Annotated in this window: 21 protein-coding genes; 12 read left to right on the top strand and 9 right to left on the bottom strand. The window is 64.7% G+C overall.

From position 1 onward, the window contains the following. Positions 1–163 precede the first annotated feature (163 nt). On the top strand, positions 164–1,405 hold the full coding sequence (locus tag IPU70_RS14185; protein WP_207468093.1) for an MFS transporter: 1,242 nt from the start codon (positions 164–166) through the stop codon (positions 1,403–1,405). Positions 1,406–1,412: 7 nt separating this feature from the next. Here IPU70_RS14185 and IPU70_RS14190 read toward each other — a convergent pair whose 3' ends face one another. Further along, complete coding sequence (locus tag IPU70_RS14190; protein WP_207468094.1) at positions 1,413–1,793, bottom strand: cupin domain-containing protein; 381 nt, start codon at positions 1,791–1,793, stop codon at positions 1,413–1,415. Between the two features lie 83 nt (positions 1,794–1,876). Between IPU70_RS14190 and IPU70_RS14195 the strand changes: the two genes are divergently transcribed. The 4 genes from IPU70_RS14195 to IPU70_RS14210 all read left to right on the top strand — a co-directional run bounded on the left by IPU70_RS14195 (position 1,877) and on the right by IPU70_RS14210 (position 5,291). Next, entirely contained in the window at positions 1,877–2,101 is a 225-nt protein-coding gene (locus IPU70_RS14195; RefSeq protein ID WP_013396464.1) for an Arm DNA-binding domain-containing protein, read from the top strand. Positions 2,102–2,112: 11 nt separating this feature from the next. Continuing rightward, the gene (locus IPU70_RS14200; protein WP_207468095.1) at positions 2,113–2,661 is read left to right on the top strand and encodes an ureidoglycolate lyase; all 549 of its coding nucleotides are present in this window, start codon (positions 2,113–2,115) and stop codon (positions 2,659–2,661) included. 103 nt (positions 2,662–2,764) lie between these two features. Beyond that, positions 2,765–4,264 (top strand): DUF1254 domain-containing protein, encoded by a 1,500-nt coding sequence (locus IPU70_RS14205; protein ID WP_207468096.1) that lies wholly within the window; start codon positions 2,765–2,767, stop codon positions 4,262–4,264. Between the two features lie 97 nt (positions 4,265–4,361). Further along, complete coding sequence (locus IPU70_RS14210; RefSeq protein WP_207468098.1) at positions 4,362–5,291, top strand: LysR family transcriptional regulator; 930 nt, start codon at positions 4,362–4,364, stop codon at positions 5,289–5,291. Positions 5,292–5,300: 9 nt separating this feature from the next. Here IPU70_RS14210 and IPU70_RS14215 read toward each other — a convergent pair whose 3' ends face one another. From IPU70_RS14215 to IPU70_RS14225, 3 genes are read right to left on the bottom strand one after another with little or no spacing between them, the layout of a single operon-like run. After that, on the bottom strand, positions 5,301–6,119 hold the full coding sequence (locus IPU70_RS14215; protein WP_207468099.1) for an SDR family oxidoreductase: 819 nt from the start codon (positions 6,117–6,119) through the stop codon (positions 5,301–5,303). A gap of 22 nt (positions 6,120–6,141) precedes the next feature. Then, entirely contained in the window at positions 6,142–7,341 is a 1,200-nt protein-coding gene (locus tag IPU70_RS14220; protein WP_207468100.1) for an ABC transporter substrate-binding protein, read from the bottom strand. 29 nt (positions 7,342–7,370) lie between these two features. After that, positions 7,371–8,306, bottom strand: a complete 936-nt coding sequence (locus IPU70_RS14225; protein ID WP_207468101.1) for a 3-keto-5-aminohexanoate cleavage protein — start codon at positions 8,304–8,306, stop codon at positions 7,371–7,373. Between the two features lie 338 nt (positions 8,307–8,644). Here IPU70_RS14225 and IPU70_RS14230 point away from each other — a divergent pair, with 338 nt between their 5' ends. The 4 genes from IPU70_RS14230 (at position 8,645) to IPU70_RS14245 (ending at position 12,914) form a co-directional block, all read left to right on the top strand. Then, entirely contained in the window at positions 8,645–10,153 is a 1,509-nt protein-coding gene (locus tag IPU70_RS14230; RefSeq protein ID WP_207468102.1) for an FGGY-family carbohydrate kinase, read from the top strand. A gap of 84 nt (positions 10,154–10,237) precedes the next feature. Next, complete coding sequence (locus IPU70_RS14235; protein WP_207468103.1) at positions 10,238–11,179, top strand: ABC transporter permease; 942 nt, start codon at positions 10,238–10,240, stop codon at positions 11,177–11,179. A gap of 19 nt (positions 11,180–11,198) precedes the next feature. Then, complete coding sequence (locus tag IPU70_RS14240; protein ID WP_207468104.1) at positions 11,199–12,161, top strand: sugar ABC transporter substrate-binding protein; 963 nt, start codon at positions 11,199–11,201, stop codon at positions 12,159–12,161. A 12-nt stretch (positions 12,162–12,173) separates the two neighbouring features. Continuing rightward, positions 12,174–12,914, top strand: a complete 741-nt coding sequence (locus IPU70_RS14245; protein ID WP_207468105.1) for an ATP-binding cassette domain-containing protein — start codon at positions 12,174–12,176, stop codon at positions 12,912–12,914. An 82-nt stretch (positions 12,915–12,996) separates the two neighbouring features. Here IPU70_RS14245 and IPU70_RS14250 read toward each other — a convergent pair whose 3' ends face one another. Next, on the bottom strand, positions 12,997–13,278 hold the full coding sequence (locus tag IPU70_RS14250) for a peptidylprolyl isomerase (protein ID WP_006385706.1): 282 nt from the start codon (positions 13,276–13,278) through the stop codon (positions 12,997–12,999). A gap of 231 nt (positions 13,279–13,509) precedes the next feature. Between IPU70_RS14250 and IPU70_RS14255 the strand changes: the two genes are divergently transcribed. Continuing rightward, on the top strand, positions 13,510–14,469 hold the full coding sequence (locus IPU70_RS14255; protein WP_207468107.1) for an MrcB family domain-containing protein: 960 nt from the start codon (positions 13,510–13,512) through the stop codon (positions 14,467–14,469). Positions 14,470–14,544: 75 nt separating this feature from the next. Here IPU70_RS14255 and IPU70_RS14260 read toward each other — a convergent pair whose 3' ends face one another. After that, entirely contained in the window at positions 14,545–15,990 is a 1,446-nt protein-coding gene (locus IPU70_RS14260; RefSeq protein WP_207468109.1) for a M81 family metallopeptidase, read from the bottom strand. Between the two features lie 11 nt (positions 15,991–16,001). Next, on the bottom strand, positions 16,002–16,976 hold the full coding sequence (locus IPU70_RS14265) for a tripartite tricarboxylate transporter substrate binding protein (protein ID WP_207468111.1): 975 nt from the start codon (positions 16,974–16,976) through the stop codon (positions 16,002–16,004). 192 nt (positions 16,977–17,168) lie between these two features. Here IPU70_RS14265 and IPU70_RS14270 point away from each other — a divergent pair, with 192 nt between their 5' ends. Further along, the gene (locus IPU70_RS14270; RefSeq protein ID WP_207468113.1) at positions 17,169–18,122 is read left to right on the top strand and encodes a LysR family transcriptional regulator; all 954 of its coding nucleotides are present in this window, start codon (positions 17,169–17,171) and stop codon (positions 18,120–18,122) included. Here the strand turns inward: IPU70_RS14270 and IPU70_RS14275 are convergent. After that, the gene (locus tag IPU70_RS14275; protein ID WP_207468115.1) at positions 18,119–19,042 is read right to left on the bottom strand and encodes a hypothetical protein; all 924 of its coding nucleotides are present in this window, start codon (positions 19,040–19,042) and stop codon (positions 18,119–18,121) included. The two genes, IPU70_RS14270 and IPU70_RS14275, sit on opposite strands and share 4 nt — an antisense overlap. A gap of 242 nt (positions 19,043–19,284) precedes the next feature. Then, a complete protein-coding gene (locus IPU70_RS14280; RefSeq protein ID WP_207468117.1) occupies positions 19,285–20,301 on the bottom strand; it encodes an amino acid ABC transporter substrate-binding protein in 1,017 nt (338 codons plus the stop codon). Positions 20,302–20,441: 140 nt separating this feature from the next. On the opposite strand from IPU70_RS14280, the gene IPU70_RS14285 reads away from it, so the two are divergent. Then, positions 20,442–21,566, top strand: a complete 1,125-nt coding sequence (locus tag IPU70_RS14285) for an FUSC family protein (RefSeq protein ID WP_207468118.1) — start codon at positions 20,442–20,444, stop codon at positions 21,564–21,566. Positions 21,567–21,568 lie beyond the last annotated feature (2 nt).

Raw genomic sequence — 21,568 nt, forward strand, 5'->3', positions numbered from 1 at the left:
GGCTATCCGAGCTTGCGTGACGCCGATTCCGGGCGCTGTCCTGACATTCCTGCAAAGCATGCAGCGGACAAAAAATAATCGGTTGATGCGCGCACGCGCCGGCCCTGTAATGGACGCCGGTGCCTGCCCGCACGGAGGCGACGATCCACAGCCGAGGTCCGCCATGCCCGTCCTGCGCAAGTCTTCCCTGGATGCCTCTCAACTATTGCTGCTGGTCCTGGCAGGCGGCGTCATCATGGGCCTGGCACTGGGCGTGCGCCATGTGCAGGGCCTGTTCCTCCTGCCTGTCACGATGGACCGCGGCTGGAGCCGCGAGACCTTCGCCATGGCGCTGGCGGTGCAGAACCTGACCTGGGGCGTGGCCCAGCCCTTTACCGGCATGATTGCCGACCGCTACGGCTCGGCCAAGGTGATCGCGGGCGGACTGGTGTTCTATGCGCTGGGGCTGGCGGGCATGGCGCATGCCGCCACGCCCGCCGGGTTCCTGTGGACAGCCGGCGTGTGCATAGGCATCGCGCTGTCCGGCACCGCATTCGCCGTGATCTACGGCGCGCTCAGCCGGCTGGTGGCGCCTGAACGCCGCAGCTGGGCGCTGGGCGTGGCGGGCGCCGTGGGCGGCCTGGGCCAGTTCACCATGGTGCCGGCAGCGCAATGGCTGATCAGCGGCTGGGGTTGGGTCGCGGCCCTGCTGTCGTTCGCGCTGGTGCTGGTCATGCTGCTGCCCCTGGCGTTGCCGCTGAGGGAATCGGCCGGGCGCGAGCAGGGTGCGGCCGCGGGGGATGCAGGGTTGTCCATGTCCGCAGCCATACGCGAGGCCTTCGCCCAGCCCGGCTTCTGGCTGTTGAACCTGGGCTTCCTGGCTTGCGGCTTCCAGCTGGCCTTCATCGGCACGCACCTGCCCGCCTACCTGATGGACAAGGGCCTGCGCGCCTCCGACGCGGTGGCGGCGCTGGCCATCATCGCGCTGACCAACGTCATGGGCACCTACGTGTGCGGCGTCCTGGGCGGACGCCACCGCCGCAAGTACCTGCTGGCCGGCATCTATCTGCTGCGCACGGCCGCCATTGCGCTGTTCGTGCTGCTGCCGCTGTCGTCATGGACCGTCTACGTGTTCGCGGCGGTCATGGGCTTTGTCTGGCTGGGCACGGTGCCGCTGACCAACGGCCTGATATCCCAGGTGTTCGGCGTGCGCTACATCACGACTCTGTTCGGCTTCGTGTTCTTCGGCCACCAGCTGGGTTCCTTCCTGGGCGTATGGCTAGGCGGCGTGGTGTTCGAGGCCACCGGCTCCTATGACCTGATCTGGCTGGGCGCGATGGCGCTGGGCGTGCTGTCGGCGGCGCTGCACTGGCCGATAGACGACCGCGAGATGCAGCGTGTCCATACCGCTGGCGCGCCGGGCTAGCGGCGGCTTACAGCGGTCGGTGCTGCGTGCCCGCGCCCATGGTGATGTGCAGCATGCGGCATGGGCCGGCCACCTTGAGCGTGTGCCAGATGCCCTTGGGGACCACATAGGCGTCGCCTGCCTGCATCCGCACGGCCTGTTCGCCTGTCGGCCATTCCAGCCGCAGTTCCGCCGCGCCCTCGATCAGGCGCAGGACCTCGTCGGCCAGCGGGTGCATTTCCCATTGCGGCCAGTCCGTCTCGAAGGAATATTCGGACACCAGCCAGCCGCGGCCGAATCTTTCCAGTTCCTCTTCCGGCTGCGACCAGAAGGCGTTGCCGCCTTCGACGGCGGAGCAAGCGCCCGAGGCGTCCAGCAGGAGATAGTGCGACGACAGATTGGTAGTCATGTTGCGCTTCCTGGCGTGAAGGATGTCGGACCAGTGTAAAGCGATATCATGTGCCTCTTCATCGGCTATAACAGGAGAGGGCGATGCGCCAGGGATTCGATGGGGTCAGGCCCGCGTCCGAGTCTTCCATCGAGATCGGCTTCTTCCACGAAGGCCGGCATTGCGTGGAACGCATCCGGGCCAAGCCCACCGCCGCCAACCTCAAGCGCGCCGCCGACCGCCGGGCCGCCATCCTCGAGGCCATTGCGCGCGGCGAATTCGACTACGACGCCGAGTTTCCCAAGCGCGGCGGCGCGACCAAGCCATAACAGGGTTCCGCATGACGAGCGACAAGCAGCTGGACATCAACGATCTGACGCCGGACGCCTTCAGGGCCTACGGCTGGATGCTGGGCAAACCCATGCCGGACGGCAACGGCGTGCCGCTGTTCTCCAACCCGGCCACCGACTTCTGGCAAGAGCATCTCTTCAACACGGGCGCGGGTGGCGATGCCGAGTTGCTGTGGGTCAACTACCGCAGTCAGTCCTTTGAGATATCCAGCCTCGAAAAGCACCTGCTGACGCAGCAGGCCATCGTGCCGCTGACCGGCGAGATTATCCAGGTGGTGGCGCGCAGCGCGGCCGACGGCAGCCCCGATCTGGCCAGCCTGATGGCATTCCGCGTGCCACAGGGGCAGGGCGTCTGCATGCGTCCGGGCTGCTGGCACGCCACGCGCGTGACGGATGAGGAAGTCACCTGCCTGATGCTGACCCGCCGGTCCACCACCGTGGACCTGATCCAGCACCTGACCACGGACGCCGCCGCCAGCGAAAGCGCGATCGTGGCGATTCCCCTGCAGCGGCTCGAAGGCCAGACCCAGGCGGCTTGAGCGCATCCGGGGAAATGTGCCAGAATTCCCCGGGAATTCCCGCCTCGCACGCGACGCTGCCTTCAGCGAGCGCCGCCAACATCACGAAGTGTTGGAGCAATGAATGCGCGACCGTCAGACTGGCATCGAGTTCTTGCGCGCGACCCGCCTGCTTCTTGCGGCACTGCTGATCGGCAGCGCGGCAGGATGCGCCATCCATTCGCAAGATTCCAGCGGTTCGCAATCGGTCGGCATCGACGGCGTCACGGCGCAACAGGCGCGCGGCATCGCCCGCGAAGCCTATCTCTACGGCACGCCCATGGTCGCCAGCTACCAGACCATGCATGCCTTCAGCATCGATAAGAGCAACCCCCAGTACAAGGGTCCGCTCAACACGGTCAACAACGTTGCGCGCGTCTTCACGCCCGAAGACACCGCCTTCGTCACGCCCAACGCCGACACGCCATACACGTTCGCGGTCCTGGACCTGCGCGCCGAACCCGTGGTCATCACCGTGCCTGCCATGGAGCCGCGCCGCTACTTCGTACTGCAGCTGATGGACCTGTACACCTACAACTTCGCCTACATCGGCAGCCGCAGCACGGGCAATGGCGGCGGCCGGTTCCTGGTCGCCGGCCCGCGCTGGAAGGGCAAGACGCCGGCCGGCATCACCAAGGTGATCAGGTCGGAAACCGATCTGGTCAACCTGGTCGGGCGCACCCAGCTCTTCAGCGCGGGGGATCTGCCCAACGTCAAGCGCATCCAGTCGCGCTACAAGATCCAGACCTTGTCGACCTTCCGCAAGCAGCGCGCGCCCGTACCGGCGCCGGCCGTGGACTGGATCGCACCGGAACCGCCCGCGCAGATGCGCAGTTCGCTGGAGTTCTACAACCAGCTTGCCTTCCTGCTGCAGTTCGCGCCGGCCCATTCTTCCGAGCAGTCATTGCGCGAACGCTTTGCCAGCATCGGTCTGGAACCCGGCCGGCAATTCGACTTCAACAGCATGAACCCCGCCTTGCGCCGCGCCTTGCAGGAAGGCATGCACGATGGCCAGAACGACATCGACAAGAACCGCGAGGCCCTGAACGGCAAGACCGACGGATTGTTCGGCGACCGCAACACACTGAAGAACGATTACCTCGCGCGCGCCACCGGCACGCAGGTCGGCATCGGCGGCAACAGCCGCGAAGAAGCGCTCTATCCCGTGCTGGAGAACGACAGCACCGGCCAGCCGCTGGACGGCCGCAACAAGTACACCCTGCGCTTCGCCCCGCGAAGCCTGCCGCCCGTCAATGCGTTCTGGTCCATGACCATGTATCGCTTGCCCGAGCAGCTGCTGGCGTCCAATCCGCTCAAGCGCTATCTGATCAATTCCTCCATGCTGTCGTCGCTCAAGCGCGACCGCGACGGCGGCATTACGATCTACCTCCAGTCGGAGTCGCCGGGCAAGGGCAAGGAAGCCAACTGGCTGCCCGCGCCAGCGGGGCCCTTCATGGTCACGCTGCGGTACTACTGGCCCAAGCCGGCGCTGCTGGAAGGCAAGTGGACCTCGCCGCAGATCGAGCGCGCCCGGCAGGCGCCCCAGGCGCGCCCGGCGCCTTTCCCGCCCCAGGTTCGACACTAGAGCCTGTCTGGGCTACAAGAAGGCCTCGCGTAGGCCAGTCATTGCCATCCGGCCAGGCGCAGTCGGGTAGACGCCCACACAGGGAGCCTCGCGCCGCATGAAGCGCAATTTCAATATTCACGACCTGCGCATTTTCTACGCGGTAGTCATGACCGGATCGACCCGCCAGGCCGCGCAGTCCATGCACTTGACCCAGCCGGCTGTCAGCCACGCGATTTCCCGCCTGGAAGGCGCGACCGGCGTGCAACTGTTCGACCGGTCGCACAAAACCTTGCGTCCCACCGAGGCGGGCCAGTACCTCTACAGCGAAGCGAAGTTCGTGCTGGACGAGCTGGTCCGCATCGACGAGGCGCTGCACAGCATCGAACAGTTCGGCGGGCGCGGCCTGCGCATCGCATCCTCGCCCGCGCTGGCGCTGGGCTACGCGCCCGATGCCGTGCGGCGCTATCTGGACGTCAACGGCACCCGGCCTTTCTCCATTGATATCGAATCGTCCGTGCAGGCCATCAGCGCGGTCGAGACCATGCGCGCGGACTGCGGCTTGGGCGCGGTCGAGCGCGACAGCGCCCGGCTGGCATTCACGCCGTTCCTGCGCGCCGACGTCATGGCCATCGCGCATCGGGATCATCCCCTGGCGGCGCGCGACATCATCGCGGCGGCCGATATCCCGCCAGACACCTACGTGAAGCCCTTGTGGTCCGACTATGTGGTCGCACAGGGCGACATCGCGGATTCGCTGCTGCTGAGTTCCGGCATGCGGGCGCACATGTCGCTGCTGCCCGGCACGGTTCGGGCGGTCCAGGGCATCAGTTTGGTCAACGCTTTATCCGCGTGGGATATCGTGGCGGCCTATCCCGATCTGGTCGCCCGGCCGCTGGCTTCGCGGCAGTGGTTCGATTTCTATCTCATTACCCGCAAGGAGCTGCGCAACCAGGACCTGGCCGAGCGATTGCTTGACGCCTTGCGGGCCACGGCACAGGCGCGCCGCCAGGGCGTCTACGCGCAAACAGTCCAGCTGCTGGCGTAGGGCGCGGCCTCAGTCCGCCGGCGGCTGCCAGGGCAGCGATTGCAGGTCGCCGTCTATGCTGATCGCCTGCCCGCTGATCATTGCCCCGAACGGGCTGGCCAGGAACAGCGCCATGTTGGCGATGTCCGCTGCCCGCACGAACTGCCTCAGGCTCACGCCGGACAGTTCCAGCCGGGTCTCTTCCGCCACCGTCAGGCCCATGTTTTTCGCGCGCGCCTCGATCACGCGGTCGATGCGCGGCCCCGCCACCAGCCCGGGCAGCAGCGCGTTGACGCGGATGCCATGGCCGCCCAGCTCGACCGCCAGCGAACGGGTCAGCCCCACCACGCCCCATTTGGTCGCTGCGTAGGGTGTGCGCATGGGTATGCCCATGCGGCCTGCCACCGAGCTGATGTTGATGATGCTGCCGCCGCCCGCAGCGCGTAGCGCCGGCAATGCATGCCGCACCGTGTGGAACTGCGATGCCAGATTGATATCCAGCGTCGCGTCCAGTTCTTGCGGTTTGATGTCCGCGATACCCGCGGTCGGGCCGGCTATGCCGGCATTGTTGACCAGCACGTCCAGGCCGCCCAGCTGCGCCAGCGCTTCCTGCATGTAGCGGTCGATCTCGTCGCGCCGGCTCACGTCGGCGCGCGAGCTGGGGTAAGGGCAGGCCGCCAGCGCCTGTTCGTCCACGTCGCAGACGTGCACCCTGGCGCCGCGTCCGGCGAATGCGGTGGCGATCGCCGCGCCGATGCCGGCCGCGCCCGCGGTCACGATGACGCGCTTGCCAGAGAGATCCACCGGCAGCGCGGAAATGTCCGCCGGGACAGCGTTCTTCACAGTCATGCCAGATCCTTGTGGTTGCGGTTCAGGGCTTCATCAAGCGGCAGGTCGATTCCGCGGGGGTGGTATAGACCTGGTCGCCAGGCACCCGGGCCACCAGCTTGTAGTAATCCCAGGGCGCCTTGGATTCCGCCGGAGTCTTTACCTGCATCAGGAACATGTCGTGCACCATCAGGCCATCGGCGCGGATCTTGCCGTCCTTCACGAAGAAGTCGTTCACCGGATTCGCCTTCAGCCATTTCATGACGGTGTCGCCATCGGTGCTGTTGGTGGCTGCCACGGCCTTCAGGTACGTCGTGGCGGCGGAATAGTCGCCGGCCTGCAGCATCGAGGGCTTTTTCTTCATGGTGGCTTCGAAGCGCGAGGCCCACTTGCGCGAGGCGTCGTCCTGGTCCCAGTACCAGGCCGTGGTCAGGTACATGTTCTGCGCGGCTTGCAGGCCCAGCGCGTGAACGTCGGTGATCAGCACCAGCAGGCCGGCGATCTTCATCTTCGGCGTCAGGCCGAATTCATTGGCCGCCTTGACCGCATTGCTGGTGTCGCTGGCCGAATTCGCCAGTCCCAGCACCGATGCGCCGGATGCCTGCGCCTGCAGGATGAAGGACGAAAAATCCGCCGCGTTCAGCGGATGCCTGACCCGCCCCTTGACGGCGCCGCCGTCGGCCTGCACCACGGCCGACGCATCGCGCTCCAGCGCATGTCCGAAGGCGTGGTCCACGGTCAGGAAGTACCAGTTCTTGTCGCCTTCCTTCATCATCGCGCGCGCCGTGCCGCGCGCCAGCGAGACCGTGTCGTACACGTAGTGCACGGTGTAGGGCGTGCATTGGGAATTCGTCAGTTCGGAAGCGCCCGCGCTCACCACGAAGAACGGCGTCTTCTTTTCTTCGGCCACCTTCGCCATCGCCAGCGCCGCCGCCGAGTTCGCGCCTGCGATCAGCATGTTCACGCCTTTCTGGTCCAGCCATTCACGCGCCCTGGAGGAGGCAATGTCAGCGCGGTTCTGATGGTCCGCCACCAGGACCTCGACCTTCTTGCCTGCCACCACGCCGCCCAGGTCCGCCACGGCCATCTTGATCGCCTCGGCGCCGCCGGGGCCGTCGGCGTCCGCCGACAGGCCGGACATATCGGTAATGAAGCCGATGCGGATCACGTCGTCATCGGCTTGCGCCGCGCCGGCTATTCCCAACAGCGCAGCCACCGCCGTCGCGCACAATGTTCTTTTCATGTCTCTCTCCCCACTGGATAGGATTTTGGTCAGAACGCGACGTTGTCGCGGCCCTTCAGTTGCAGAGTCTCGCGCGCCTCGTCGGGCGTGGCGATTTGCAGTGACAGGTCTTCCAGGATGCGGCGGATCCGCCGCACCTGATCGGCGTTCGAGCGCGCCAGCTCGCCCGGCCCGTCCCACAGCGAATCCTCCAGCCCCACGCGCACATTGCCGCCCATGGTCGCCGCCATCGTCGCCAGCGGCGTCTGCTTGCGTCCGGCGGCAAGTACCGACCAGATGTAGTCGTCACCGAACAGCCGGTCAGCGGTGCGCTTCATCATCATCACGTCTTCGGGATGCGTGCCGATGCCGCCGCGTATGCCGAACACGGACTGGATCAGGAAGGGCGGCTTGAGCAGCTTGCGGTCCACGAAATGCGCCGCGGTGTACAGATGCCCGATGTCGTAGCACTCGATCTCGAAGCGCGTGCCGTTGTCGCCGCACGAGGTCAGGATGTGTTCGATGTCCTTGAAGGTGTTCTTGAAGATCAGGTCGTTGCTGCCTTCCAGATAGGGGCGTTCCCAGGCGTGCTTGAATTCCTTGAAACGCTCCAGCAGCTCGTACATGCCGAAGTTCATCGAGCCCATGTTCAGCGATGCGACCTCGGGCTTGAATTGCAGCGCAGGCGCCATGCGATCGGCGATGGGCAGTACGGGAGAACCGCCAGTCGTGATGTTGATCACCACGTCCGAGCCATTCTTGATGCGCGGCAGGAACTGCGCGTACAACGCGGGATCCTGGGTAGGCTGCCCGGTATCGGGCTGGCGCGCATGCAGGTGCACGATGGCCGCGCCGGCCTGGGCGGCATCCAGCGCGGATTGCGCGATCTCATCGGGCGTGACGGGCAGATGCGGCGACATCGACGGCGTGTGGACCGATCCGGTGATGGCGCAGGTGATGATGACCTTGTTCCTGGACTGTTTCATGGGCCTCGGGCTGCGCGCTTGCGCATGCGGTTCTAGTGGTTTTCATGGCCCCGGCTGTCTCCTCCGGGTGTGGGCCATTCTGTCCCAGGCCCGCGACCCGTGTCACCTGAACAGAAATAATCAATTGATAGGATTTGCGGTGCTGCGGTGCAGCGACGAAGGGTGCCGGCGCTGCGCGGGATTCCTGACAGGACTACAATTTGCCTATGCCGGAACGCCCGTTCCGACGGCCATCCGATCACGCAGAAGTCGCCTCCCATGCTTGATATCCAGACCCTCCGCCCGCTGCGGGCCATGCAGCCCGGGCGCGGCCAGATCCGCCTGATGCAGGTGCCGGCATGAGCTACGTCCTGGCGGTGGATCTCGGCGGCACGCGCTTTCGCGCCGCACTGGTGGACGCGCGCGGCGGCATCGCGCATTCGTGTTTCATCGACAGCCCGGCACGCGCCAGCCTTGCCGCTCACTCCGGCTGGGACGAGATCGACGCCGACGCCTGGTGGGGCGGGCTGCAAGCCCTGGCCGATGCCCTGGCGGCGCAGGCGGAAGCCGCTTTCGATGCGGTGGAGGCCATTGCGATTTGCGGCGTCACGCGCACGCAGGTCTTCATCGACGCGCATGGTGCCGCCATCCGGCCTGCGATCACCTGGCGCGATACGCGCGCGGCGGCGGACGTAGGCGCGTGGCTCGCGTCCATGCCGTCTGCCCATCCCGAACATGCGCAGATCAACGCCTTTCATCCTTGGGCGCGCGTGGCCTGGCTGCTGCGCGCCGAGCCTCAGAATGCGGCTCGGGTGCGAGTGGTGCTGGAACCCAAGGACTATCTGAATTTCCGCCTGACCGGACGCGCCGTGAGCGACACCGTGTCGATGGCGCGGCTGGCGGCGGCCGCGACGGCAGCGCCTGAATGTGCCGATCTGCTGACGGCGGCGGGCGCCGATCCGACCTGGGTACCGCGCCTGCTCGATCCGCTGGAGATCGTCGGCGCCGTGCAGGCGGGCCTGCCGGGCGCGCTGGCGCGACTGTCTGGACGCCCCGTGGTGGCCTGCGCCAACGACACCTGGGCGGCCGTGGCCGGCCTGGGCGCCTTGCGGCCGGGCTATGCCTACAACATCTCCGGCACCACCGAAGTCTTCGGCGCCGTGGGCGCCGAGCCGGTGCAGGCGCAAGGCCTGATGACGGTGGACTGGGGCGGGGGCCATCACCAGATCGGCGGGCCGGGCCAGAACGGTGCGGACACGGTGGCGTGGCTCCTGCCCCTTTTAGGCCGCCTGGGCGACGAAGGCATGGCCGGCGTGGGCGAGGCCATGGACGCCTTGCTGGACGCGCCACGCGACCCGCAGCCGGCCCTGTTCCTGCCCTATCTGCAGGGCGAGCGGGTGCCTTACTGGGATCCGCATCTGCGCGGCGCCTTCCTCGGTTTGAACCGTCGCCACGGCCCCGGCGACCTGGCCTGGGCCGTGCTGGAAGGCGTGGCCTTCCTCAACCGCATCGTGCTGGAACGCGCCGAAAGCGCGCTGGGCGGCCCCGTCGGAGAAATCCGCTTCGGCGGCGGCGCGGCGTCCAATGCCCAGTGGTGCCAAGTCAAGGCGGACATCTGCGAACGTCCGCTGGTGGTCGGCCAGGCCGAGCAGCCTGGCGTCCTGGGCGCGGCGGTCGCCGCGTGGACGGGCGTGGGACGCTACGGCAGCTTCGCGGCCGCCCAGGACGCCCTGGTGCGCGTGGCGCAACGCTACGAGCCGCAAGCCGAGCGGGCCCATGCCTATCGCCGCATGTACCACCAGTTCCGCGCCGCGGAAGCCGCGCTGGCGCCGGTATCGCGCGCGCTGGCCGGCATCGACATGGGCTGATGGGCCAGGTATAAACTACGACGCCATCAGCGGGGCGCAGCCATGCGCCCACATAACAAACAAAACGCAGCAAGGGTCGAGTCGATGCGCGGCATCCTGGAGCAGTACGGCACGGCAATCGCGGGATTGGTCCTGGTGGGCTTTTTCGCATTGGCTGCCCCGAATTTCGCGGCGCCCAACAATCTTCTGAACATCGCCAAGGAGACCAGTTTCCTGGCCATCATCGCCATTGGCTTCACGCTGGCGCTGGTCACGGCCGAACTGGACCTGTCCGTCGCCGACGTCGCCAGCCTGGCGGCCGTCGTCACTGGCGCCTTGGTGCATACCGGTCAGCCGGTGCTCCTGGCCATAGGCGCGGGCCTGGGCGTGGGCCTCTTGTGCGGCCTGGTGAACGGCATGGCCGTCACGCGGCTGCGCGTGCCTTCGCTCATCGCCACCCTGGGCATGGCCGCCATGGCGCGCGGCTTTGCCTTCATGCTGACCGACGGCGTGTCCTATGTGGGCCGCTGGCCCGCTGCCTTCACCGATCTGGCCCGTGGCAAGCCTTTCGGCATTCCCGCCCTGGTGCTGTGGATGCTGGGCGCCGTGGTGCTGGCGTTCTTCCTGGTCAAGTGGACCCGCACAGGCGCGCGCATGACAGCCACCGGCGAGGCCGGCGAATCCGCACGGCTGGCCGGCATCAACATCCGCGCCATGAAAAGCATAGGCCTGGCGCTGTCCGGCCTGTGCGCGGGTCTGGCGGCCGTGCTGCTGACATCCAGCCTGTCGTCCGCCGCGCCCAACATGGCAGGCGACTACTTCCTGTACGCCATCGCCGCGGTGCTGCTGGGCATGACCATGTTCAATCCCGGCCACGCCAACGTACCGGGCACGCTGGTGGCCGCGCTGATCCTCAAGGTGCTGGGCAACGGCCTGGTCCTCATGGGCGCGCCGTATTACGTGCAGGACATCGTGCTGGGCTTCATCATCATCGCGTCCGTCGCGGTGTCATCGGCCGTGCTGAAGAAAGCGGCTTTCAAATTTTGATCGGAAGGGGAAGAGAACCATGCGTAAATCCTTGATGCGCAATCTGCTGTTGGCCGCGTTTTCCGTGCAGGCCCTGGCCCTGGGCGCCGCCGCGCACGCCTTCGACGTGGGCGTGGTCGCGTTCCAGATGTCCTCGGAAACCCATGCCCGCGTCGCCAACGCCGCTGCCGAAGCCGCCCGCGCCAAAGGTTGGACGGTCACCCAGTTGAACGCTGAAGGGTCGCTACCCAAACTGGCCGAACAGCTCGACACCCTGGTCAACAAGAAGGTCGACGCCATCGTCATCGCCATGGGCAAGCCCGTCGAAACCGATGCGCAGCTGCAAGCCGCGAAAGAGAAAGGCATTCCCGTCGTCGGCGTGATGTCGGGCGCCAGCCCCCACATGCTGTTCGACGTCGAGGTCAACGAATACGCTACCGGCGCCCAGTCCGTGCTGTACCTGCTGGGCAAGATGGGCTACCAGGGCAATATTCTGTCCGCGCGCTTCGACGGCAACTCCGGCACCCGCATCCGCGGCAAGATGCTGGACGCCGTCCTGACTGAGAACACCGCGGTCAAGGACCTGGCCAAGTTCAGCATGGCTCGCACCCAGAGCTGGCGCGACGACGTGCGCAACGGCATGCAGGCGCTGCTGCTGCGCCACCAGGGCCAGTTCAAAGGCGTCTGGGCCTCGTTCGACGGCCAGGCCTATGTCATCGACGACCTGCTGCAGGCCCAGGGCATGAAGAAGGGCGACATCACCTTGGTGTCCGTCGACGGCAGCCCGGAAACCTATCGCCGCATCGCTGATCCCGCCAGCCTCATCACCGCCACCATGATGATTCCCTTCGAGCAGATGGGCACCAAGGCCATCTACGCCATCGACCGCATCGTCGTGAAGAAGGAGCCCAGGGAAACCATCGCCGCCGGCCCCTACCTATTCATGGACTCGGTCCTGGTCGACGCCAGCAACGTCCAGAAATTCCTGCAACCCGCCAAGTAAGAGCCCGCAGCCATGACAGCCGCGTTGTCGCTACGCCAGATCAAGAAATCCTACGGCGCCGTCGAAGCCCTGAAGGGCGTGGACCTGGACGTGCCACTGGGCAAGGTCATGGCCATCTGCGGCGACAACGGCGCGGGCAAGTCCACGCTCATCCGCATCATCTCCGGCGCGCAGGAACCCAGCGGCGGCGCGATGAGCCTGAACGGCAAACAGGTCGTGTTCGGCTCGCCCCACGACGCCCTGGTGCAAGGCATCGCCACCATCTACCAGGACCTGGCGCTGGCCCCGCGCCTGTCGATCTGGGAGAACATCTTCATGGGTGCCGAGCTGGTGCGCCGCGCGGGTCCGTTCAACATCCTGGACAAGCGCCGCATGGCCCAGGACGCGCGCGGCTACTTGCAGCGCCTGTCCGTGCCCATCGACGACATGGACCGGCCCGTGGAACGCATGTCCGGCGGCCAGCGCCAGGCCGTCGCCATCGCCCGCGCCCTGCGCTGGGACGCCCGCGTCGTCATCATGGACGAACCCACCGCTGCGCTGGGCGTCAAGGAAACCGCGCTGGTACTGAACCTGGTGCGCAAGCTGCGCGAAGAAGGGCGCACCGTGATCCTCATCAGCCACAACATGGCCGACGTGGTGGCGCTGGCGGACCGGATCGCGATCTTGAAGAGCGGCGCCAAAGTCATCGAGCGCGACGTGGCCGGACTGGACGCGGATGCGCTGGCGCATATGGTGATGACGGGCAAGGAATAGATTCTCCGCTCTAGGCTGAGCGGAAAAAAAGGCCGGCGCCAGATTCTCCTGGCGCCGGCCTTTTGACGTGCAGTGTAGGGACTTAGTCCTTGCGGCTGGTCACTTCAACCAGGTGGTAGCCGAACTGTGTCTTCACCGGACCCTGGACTTCGCCGACCGGGGCGCTGAACACCACGGTGTCGAATTCCTTGACCATCTGGCCCGGACCAAACGTACCCAGGTTGCCGCCGTCGCGCGAGGACGGGCAGCTCGAGTTTTCCTTGGCCAGCTGAGCGAAGTCGGCGCCGTTCTCGATGGCGGTCTTCAGTTCGTTAGCCTTGGCTTCGGTGGAAACGAGGATGTGACGGGCGGAGGCTTGTGCCATTTGGGGGCTCCTTGCGGACTTGAATTGGGGAGGGGGAGAGTAACGCATTCAGCGAGCTACTGCAGGAATTGCTAGGGTAACTCGAGAGCGTGGAAAGCTCTAAGGGAATGGCCTCGAACTTGTTATGTAGTGCTTTGATTACTAATGATTATTTCAAAATGTTATAAATGGCCTCAATCATTCATTTAGGGATAGCGCAATAGTTCATCCCGAAAAAGAGGCCAAAAGCACATGGGTATTCGGCAGTGTCTGAGCAAGGTCCTGAAGGAATATGCAGCGGCGCGAGGTGAAGCCTTCTCCGGCCACGCACTCGCTCGGTTCATACGTCGAGACTTCCGAGATACGGTGGCAGCTATTGTCGGCGCCGATCGGCAACTCACTTGTAAGGGCAGCGCGGGCCAAGGAAATTGGGGGCGTGGTCCTTGGTTGGGCGTGTTCTATGCACCAATTACCGAGAGTGCTCAGTCAGGCTACTACCCGGTCTACTTATTTCGCGAAGATATGCAAGGTGTGTACCTGAGTCTGAACCAGGGGATGACTGAAGCGAAGGCTCACTACAAGTCAGATGCCAAGACAGCTCTGAAGGCGAAGGCGGCGAATTTCAGGGCTTTGCTGGGCTCTGCTTGGAAACAATTTCCTCAATTGGAAATCGACCTCGCTCCCAGCGCATCGTCGAACGATACGGCCTTTTATGAGGTAGCGAGCATATGTGCCAAATACTATCCGGCGGAGAACCTGCCCACAGAAGAGGTCCTGGTTGAGGATCTGAACGCGATGTTGATGCTGTATGGCATGCTCTATGAAGCCGAGACTGTGGGTGGCTATAGTGCAGAGTCGGAAGCAGATGAGCCGGCAGACCTGCTATATGAAGATTTGACGCGTTTTCGGATGCATGCGCGGCTAGAGCGTAGCACCAAGCTCACTAAGCAAGTGAAGGCGAAAAAGGGCTGTGTCTGCGAAGTTTGTAATCTTGATTTCGAGAAGATCTACGGAGAGCTGGGTAAGGGCTACATCGAGGCGCACCATCTGCGGCCGCTTGCCACGCTAAAGGGGCAAAAGGTGCCGATGGATCCAGAATTGGATTTCGCCGTGCTATGCGCAAACTGCCATCGAATGATCCATCGTTCCGAGTACATTTCTGACGTTGGTGAGTTTAGAAACAAGCATTTCGCGACCAGAAAGACCGGCTAGCTGCTCCGTCAGCTTGGCGTGATGAGTGTCAACGTTACTGGATCACCCGGAGCTAGTCGCGACGGCATGCAACTCTTACCCGTCAATTGGCCACTTGGGTCTTTCAACCCGCCGATACGCCAACCCCTTCAAATCCAACGCCGCTGACCCCGGCGCATCCGCAAACACCACCTTCCGCGCCACCTTCGAAAACGAAGCCTGAAAGTGCTGCGCGGACTTCACCACAATCAGCGCCTTTTCCTCCAGCCGGCATCCCAGCTGGGTGAACACATCGGTATCCATGGCCTGGGCCCGCACCGTGATCAATACGATCTCGATGCCATCGGCCTCGACCAGCGCCGAATTCCCCACCACTGCAGGCGATCCGGACAACCCCGTCATGACCATGTCCGGCACCAGCGCATTGACCGTGCACATCAGATCCAGCGGCTCCCCAGACAGTGGGCTGATTTTGCCCCCTATGCGCAAGGGCAAACGCGCGCCCACACCGGCGCTGAAGGCGATGCGGACGGCGATCGGGTCCCACATGGGGCCTATCGCCACATTGCGCATACCGCGTTCCAGCAGACGCCGCAGCAGGAAGGTTGAGTCCCCCGCACCGCCGCCGCCGGGATTGTCGGCCGCATCGGCAATGACGACAGGCGTTACGCCGTATGCCAGAGCCTGGTCGATGGCTTCGTCCGGTTTGGGATAGACAGGCGTCAACGCTTCGCGCATGCCTATCAGCTCGTCGGCCAGGCGCCGCGCGAGCTGCTGGGCGGCCTGAGTGTCGCCGTCGGCATAGACCAGCAGCTTGGTCCCCATGTCTGGCACGTCGCCCCAGGCGAAGCTGTGCACTACGGAAATGGAGAGGATGCCGTCTTTGCCCTCCAGCGCGCTGATGCGGTCGATATAGCCGCGCGCCGGTTCCTGCGGCGTGCGGATGGTGACGACCATCCCGCAGTCAACGACGGCCGCGACGGGCGCGATGCGACGCTCGACGATGGCCGCGCAGAAGTCCACCAGTTCCAGCGCGCGTTCGCGTATGTCGGTGTGGGGATATTCCTTATACGCGATCAGCATGTCGGCGTTGGCCACCATGGCCTCCGACAGGTGGCAGTGCGGATCCAGTTCCGCGCCCACCACGACTCCGGGGCCGACGATCTTGCGTATCCGCGTCAGCAGGTCGCCTTCGCAGTCTTCATAACCATCGGCCACCATGGCGCCGTGCAGGCCCAGCACCACCAGGTCGACGGGCAGGGCCTGCTGCAGGTCGCGCAGCAGTTCATCACGCAGCGTTTCGTAAGCATGGCGGGTGGTGACGCCGCCGGGTTGGGCGCCGGCGGCCATGCCTTCGATCACGGTCCAGCCGTGTTGCGCGCCGCGCTGGCGCGCTGCCCACAGGGGGCCGCTGAAGATGGTCATCTCGGGAGGATGGGTGCCGGCGGGGTAATAGCCCCGGTCGGAAAAATCATCCAGCGAGGTGGGCAGCGGAGCGAACGTATTGGTTTCCGTGGACAGCGAACCGGTGAAAACGCGCATGGTACGAGTGCTTAGTCCGCGGTGGCGCCGGATGCCTTGACCACGTCGGCGTACTTGGCGATTTCGGAAGCGACGTGCTGGCGCAGCTCTTCGGTCGTGCCGCCGCCGGGCGTGGCGACCATGCCGGCGAGCTTTTCCTGGATGTCCTTCTCAGCCAGGATCGCGTTGACTTCCTTGTTCAGCTTTTCCACGATGCCCGCGGGCGTGCCGGCCGGCGTGAACAGCGCATACCAGGACGTCATCTCGTAACCCTTGACGGTGGCGTCGATGGTGGGGATCTCGGGCGCGAAGGGCTGGACGGTAGCGCTGGTGACGCCCAGTGCGCGCAGCTTGCCGCCCTGGATGAGCTGCATGACGGAAGGCGCGGTGTCGAACATCACCTGGATGCGGCCGGCCATCAGGTCGGTGAGGGCGGGCGCGCTGCCCTTGTACTGCACGTGCTCCATTTCCACGCCCGTCATCATCTTGAACAGTTCAGCCGACAGACGGGTCGACGAGCCAGCGCCGGACGAGGCGAAGAAGATGTTCTTGGGGTTGGCCTTGGCGTAGGTGATGAACTCCTGCACGGTCTTGGCCGGCACGGTGTTGTTCACCACCATGATGTTGGGGAAGCGCGTCAACAGCGCCACCGGCGCGAAGTCCTTCTGGAAGTCGAAGGACAGTTCCTTGTACAGCGACACGTTGATGGTGCTGGCGTTCGAGCCCAGCAGGATGGTGTAGCCGTCGTTGGGCGAGCGCGCCACGGTCGCGGCGGCGATGTTGCTGGCGGCGCCGGGGCGGTTCTCGACCACGAAGGTCTGGCCCAGCTTGTCCGACAGGCGGCCGGCGATCAGCCGCGCCACGGCGTCTGACGAGCCGCCAGGCGCGTAGCCGACCACGACCTTGACGGGCTTGTTGGGGTAGGTGGCTTCCGGCGAGGCGAATGCGGCTTGTTGACTGAACACGCTCAGGGTTGCGGCAGCGAGGATCGAAGCGAAGAGTTTCATGCTTTAAGGCTCGAAATGGGCGTTACCTCGCATTGCCGCCGCCGCTGGTTTCCAGCTTGCGGCTCGCAACCGAGCGGATTTGAAAGTACGCGCATTATTCGCAATCGCAGCCCTGTAAATCAATGTAAGCTGAGAGGAAGTTTGTTGCTAAAAAGGCAACGATTTGAAGAAATCGTAGAAAAGGGGACAAGCATGGACGGAGGTTTGAGCGCGCGGCGCCTGCAATACTTCTTCGAGGCGGTGACGACCGGATCGGTGCGCGGCGCCGCCGAGCGCCTAGGCGTGGAACCTTCCATCGTCAGCCGCCAGATCCAGCTGCTCGAAACGGAGCTGGGCGTGGCGCTGCTGGAGCGCAAGGGCCGCGGCATCGTGCCCACCGACATGGCCGCTATCGTGATGGATCATTGCCGCGACCGGCAGGCCAGCGAGCAGGCCCTGCGCGCCCGGCTGGACGAGGTCAACGGCTTGCAACGCGGCGATATCCAGATCGTCACCAGCGAGGGATTCGTGGACATCCTGATGAGCGGCGTGGTGGACGAATTCTGCCGACAGCATCCCGGCGTGCGGGTATCGCTGAAGGTGGCAGGCGCTTCCGACGCGGTGCGCGCCGTGGTGCACGACGACGCACATATCGGCGTGGTGTTCGGCGCCCCGGCGGACCCCGGCATACGCGTGGTCCATACGCGCAACCATCCGCTGTGCGTGATCGCGTGGCCGGATCATCCGCTGGCGCGGCAACGCAAGCGGCCGACGCTGAAGGACGTGGCGAGCTATCCGATTGCGCTCATGGGGCCGGGGTTTGGCCTGCGCCAGCTGATCGAGATGGCCGAGCTGTCGGAGAGCATCGTGCTGTCGCCCAGCTTCATCGCCAACTCTATCGTGACTTTGAAGCGCTACGTCGAAAGCCGCCTGGGACTGACCTTCACGTCGGCGAATTCGGTGGTGAAGGAGGTCGCCAGGGGCGAGCTGGTGGCGTTGCGCACCACCAATCCCATCTTCGAGGCGGCGCAGACGCGGCTGATCGTGCGCGCCAACCGGCCGTTGACGAGCGCCGCGCGCGGCATGCTGGAACGGATCCAGGCATCGCCGTTGTTCCACGCCGGAAAACTCCAGGGCACGCCCAAGCAGGGATCCGTCTCTGCCTAGCTCCTGGTGGGATATGTCTTGAGTACCTTTTCGATCATCCTCCCGAATTCCTTTCCGAGTTTTCGATACCCTTTGGGCGTGAGATGGATTTCGTTGATCCAATCGCCGGATTTACCCTTTTTGTCAGGCTCCGCGGGCCTGATCTCGGCTATCGAGGCGGAATCGAAGACATGCAGTTTTGCAATCGCATTCGACGACCCGCTGTCCTGGTCCAACGACAGCATGAACAAGCGGAGCTTTTCGAATAGGTAGTCGCAGACCTGTTGCCTGAATTCCGATGGAACGCCGTACTTTTTGAAGGCGGGATAAAGCCAGCCTTTATCCCATGGCATCACGCCCGATGGACGCACAGTGGGTTTGGCGTAAGTATGGACAAAGATCGGGCGTTCACGGTTCTGGCCCTGGTCTCGCCGATTGGCCACTGTGTGAAAGTTCTGCAGCAGATAGCGCGTCAATGTCAGCCATCCGGCTGTGCTGACATAGCGTTCGGGGCCGGTCACTGTGGAGTTTTCGACTTCGTCGGGGCGCAGCAATATCCGCTGGTCGGCCGAGGTCGGATTTCCATGCTGGTCCATGAGCGGAGCCCTGGTCGCATCGATGAAGTCGTTTCCTCCTGCGGAAAGCAATATGGCGTCCCACTGGTGCTTGAAGCCGGGCAGGTAGAGCAGCTTGTTGAACACGCTGCGTTCCACGCTGTCCACCATATGTTGAAGCGTATCGCCAGGGTACGCGCAGTTGAGAATCTGCGTACTGCTTGAAAGTTCCAGTTCGAACAGAAGGTTGCTCAAGCTGGAGCCTTTCAGGGTGCCGAGGGTGAACCAGGAGTCGCCTTCGGCCAGGAACCTGCGTCCCCCCGACAGGACCGGCGGAGGATACTCATTCATCGTGTCAGCGGGAAGCACTTGCGGTTTTGTGGCCATGACGCCTCCTGAGGCCGACGGCCCATGGCCGGCAACCATGAATGACCGTCGCGGGGAGGCGACAGGCTTAGCGGCAGGATAGGAAGCGGGGCTTGCGGCGTCGACTCTGCATATGGATGAGAGCATCATGCCCGAGGTGTATGGTGGATCTAATCCAGGGCGGTATGGCGCTATGCCTGGAAACACAAGAAAGAAGGCGGCGCATGCGCCGCCTTCACGTTCTCTTGTGGCCTGCGTGCCGCTTAGCGCACCGGCCAGCCGTACATCAGCCCGCCATCGCGGTAAGAAGCGTTCAGGCCGCGCGGCAGCTTCAGCGGGCTGCTGGGGCCGAGGTTCTTCTCAAAGCTCTCGCCGTAGTTGCCGATATTCTTGATGATGTTGTAGGCCCACTTGTCGTCCACGCCCAGGTTCTTGCCCATGCCCGGGGTCACGCCCAGCAGGCGCTGCACGTTGGGGTTGGTGCTCTTGAGCATTTCGTCGACGTTCTTGGAGGTGATGCCGTATTCCTCGGCTTCCAGCATGGCGAACAGGGTCCAGCGGACCACGTTGAACCATTGCTCGTCGCCCTGCCGGACCATGGGGCCCAGCGGCTCCTTGGAGAAGTTCTCCGGCAGGATGTCGTACTTTTCCGGGTTCTCCAGGTTGCTGCGCGCCGCGGCCAGCTGCGACTTGTCGCCGGTGAAGGCATCGCAACGGCCCACCGCGAAGGCGCGGATGATCTCGTCCAGGCGTTCCACGACCACGGGCTTGAAGACGATGTTCTGCGAGCGGAACCAGTCGGCCAGGTTCAGTTCGGTGGTGGTGCCGGGCTGCACGCAGACCGTCGCGCCGTCCAGCTCCTTGGCGCTTTTCACGTTCAGGGACTTGTTCACCATGATGCCCTGGCTGTCGTAGTAGTTGACGCCCACGCCGATCAGGCCCAGCGTGGTGTCGCGGGTCAGCGAGAGCGTGGTGTTGCGGGGCAGGACGTCGACTTCGCCGGACTGCAGGGCGGTGAAGCGCTGCAGCGCGCTGACGGCCATGATCTTGGCCTTGGAGGCGTCGCCGAACATGGTGATGGCCAGCGCGCGGCACAGGTCCACGTCCAGGCCGATCCAGCCGCCCTTGCTGTCGTTCACCGAGAAGCCGGCGACGCCGGTGGACACGCCGCATTGGACGAAGCCCTTGCTCTTGACCGCCTCGAAAGTCGCGCCGGCGTGGGCGGTCAAGGACGAAATGAGTAAGGCGGTGCCTGCCGCGGCCAGTTTGAGTGCTTTCATGGATGTCTCCGCGCCGTATGGCGCATTTGTAGCGATCAGCCGAAGGCTGAGGTGCGGCGAATGGTAGCCAGCGGCATAAGGGGGGAGAATCAGGGAATTCCCGTTAAATCCGTCGGACGGAATTTTCCACAGGCCTGTCCATGAACCAGAACGAAGAACCCTCCGGGCGCGGCCCCGCCGCATGGCGCGGCTACGCCTGGGCCAAGGCGCGCCTGCAGGGCGTGTGGCGCGAACTGATCCGGGTCAACGCCAGCGACCGGCCCTGGGAGATGCCCCTGGCTGCGGCTCTGTCTTCGGGGCTGCCTCTGCTGGTGGGCGCCTATTTCGGCCGCATGGACTACGGCCTGATGTCCAGCCTGGGCGGAATGGTGTTCCTGAGCCTGCCCAATTCCTCGCTGCAGCACCGCATGATGATGCTGCTGGCGGCCTCCTTCGGCATGGTGGCCTGCTATGCGGTGGGCGCGCTGACGCAGTTCTGGCCCACGGTAATGCTGTTGGCGCTGACCTTTATCGCCATGGTGGTGAACATGGTCTGCCGCTGCTACCGGCTGGGGCCGCCGGGCAGCCTGTTCTACATCATGGCAACCGCGATCGCGGCCTACACGCCGGGGAGCGTGCAGGAAATCCCCACGCGTGTCGGCATGGTGGCCTTGGGTAGTCTGGTCGCATGCCTGGTGGCGTTTGTGTACTCCCTGCACATGACGCGGGTCGCGCCGCCGCCGCCCGAAACCGCGCTCCCCAGGCCTACGTTCGACTTCGTGGTCTACGACTCCGTCATCATCGGCCTGTTCGTGGGCGTGTCCCTGCTGGTGGCCGAACTGCTGCAATTGCCGCGCCCTTATTGGGTGCCTGTCAGCTGCCTGGCCATCATCCAGGGCGCGACCCTGATGGCTGCCTGGAACCGCCAGCTGCACCGTATCCTGGGCACCGCCGTGGGCTTGTGCGTGGCATGGGCCTTGTTGAGCCTGCCTCTGAACGTATGGACCCTGAGCCTGGTGATGATGGCGCTGTCGTTCGGCATAGAAACGCTGGTGGTGCGCCATTACGCCAGCGCCGTGGTGCTGATCACGCCGTTGACGATCTTCCTGGCCGAAGCGCCGCACCTGGGCCGGGGCTATCCTGCGGCCGTCATTGAGGCGCGCTTCCTGGATACGGTGGTCGGCGCATTCATCGGCGCCGTGGGGGCGGTGTTGCTGCATAACCAGCGCATCCGGCCGCGCTTGTCGCGCTGGATGCGGGCGGTGCTGCCCAAGCGAGTGAATTGAAG

This window comes from Achromobacter sp. SD115 (genome assembly GCF_017355315.1).
Lineage (GTDB): Bacteria > Pseudomonadota > Gammaproteobacteria > Burkholderiales > Burkholderiaceae_B > Achromobacter > Achromobacter xylosoxidans_B.

Coding starts and splice junctions, on each gene's coding strand:
- IPU70_RS14185 (WP_207468093.1), top strand. CDS start 164: ATGCCCGTCCTGCGCAAGTCTTCCCTGGATGCCTCTCAACTATTGCTG.
- IPU70_RS14190 (WP_207468094.1), bottom strand. CDS start 1,793: ATGACTACCAATCTGTCGTCGCACTATCTCCTGCTGGACGCCTCGGGC.
- IPU70_RS14195 (WP_013396464.1), top strand. CDS start 1,877: ATGCGCCAGGGATTCGATGGGGTCAGGCCCGCGTCCGAGTCTTCCATC.
- IPU70_RS14200 (WP_207468095.1), top strand. CDS start 2,113: ATGACGAGCGACAAGCAGCTGGACATCAACGATCTGACGCCGGACGCC.
- IPU70_RS14205 (WP_207468096.1), top strand. CDS start 2,765: ATGCGCGACCGTCAGACTGGCATCGAGTTCTTGCGCGCGACCCGCCTG.
- IPU70_RS14210 (WP_207468098.1), top strand. CDS start 4,362: ATGAAGCGCAATTTCAATATTCACGACCTGCGCATTTTCTACGCGGTA.
- IPU70_RS14215 (WP_207468099.1), bottom strand. CDS start 6,119: ATGACTGTGAAGAACGCTGTCCCGGCGGACATTTCCGCGCTGCCGGTG.
- IPU70_RS14220 (WP_207468100.1), bottom strand. CDS start 7,341: ATGAAAAGAACATTGTGCGCGACGGCGGTGGCTGCGCTGTTGGGAATA.
- IPU70_RS14225 (WP_207468101.1), bottom strand. CDS start 8,306: ATGAAACAGTCCAGGAACAAGGTCATCATCACCTGCGCCATCACCGGA.
- IPU70_RS14230 (WP_207468102.1), top strand. CDS start 8,645: ATGAGCTACGTCCTGGCGGTGGATCTCGGCGGCACGCGCTTTCGCGCC.
- IPU70_RS14235 (WP_207468103.1), top strand. CDS start 10,238: ATGCGCGGCATCCTGGAGCAGTACGGCACGGCAATCGCGGGATTGGTC.
- IPU70_RS14240 (WP_207468104.1), top strand. CDS start 11,199: ATGCGTAAATCCTTGATGCGCAATCTGCTGTTGGCCGCGTTTTCCGTG.
- IPU70_RS14245 (WP_207468105.1), top strand. CDS start 12,174: ATGACAGCCGCGTTGTCGCTACGCCAGATCAAGAAATCCTACGGCGCC.
- IPU70_RS14250 (WP_006385706.1), bottom strand. CDS start 13,278: ATGGCACAAGCCTCCGCCCGTCACATCCTCGTTTCCACCGAAGCCAAG.
- IPU70_RS14255 (WP_207468107.1), top strand. CDS start 13,510: ATGGGTATTCGGCAGTGTCTGAGCAAGGTCCTGAAGGAATATGCAGCG.
- IPU70_RS14260 (WP_207468109.1), bottom strand. CDS start 15,990: ATGCGCGTTTTCACCGGTTCGCTGTCCACGGAAACCAATACGTTCGCT.
- IPU70_RS14265 (WP_207468111.1), bottom strand. CDS start 16,976: ATGAAACTCTTCGCTTCGATCCTCGCTGCCGCAACCCTGAGCGTGTTC.
- IPU70_RS14270 (WP_207468113.1), top strand. CDS start 17,169: ATGGACGGAGGTTTGAGCGCGCGGCGCCTGCAATACTTCTTCGAGGCG.
- IPU70_RS14275 (WP_207468115.1), bottom strand. CDS start 19,042: ATGGCCACAAAACCGCAAGTGCTTCCCGCTGACACGATGAATGAGTAT.
- IPU70_RS14280 (WP_207468117.1), bottom strand. CDS start 20,301: ATGAAAGCACTCAAACTGGCCGCGGCAGGCACCGCCTTACTCATTTCG.
- IPU70_RS14285 (WP_207468118.1), top strand. CDS start 20,442: ATGAACCAGAACGAAGAACCCTCCGGGCGCGGCCCCGCCGCATGGCGC.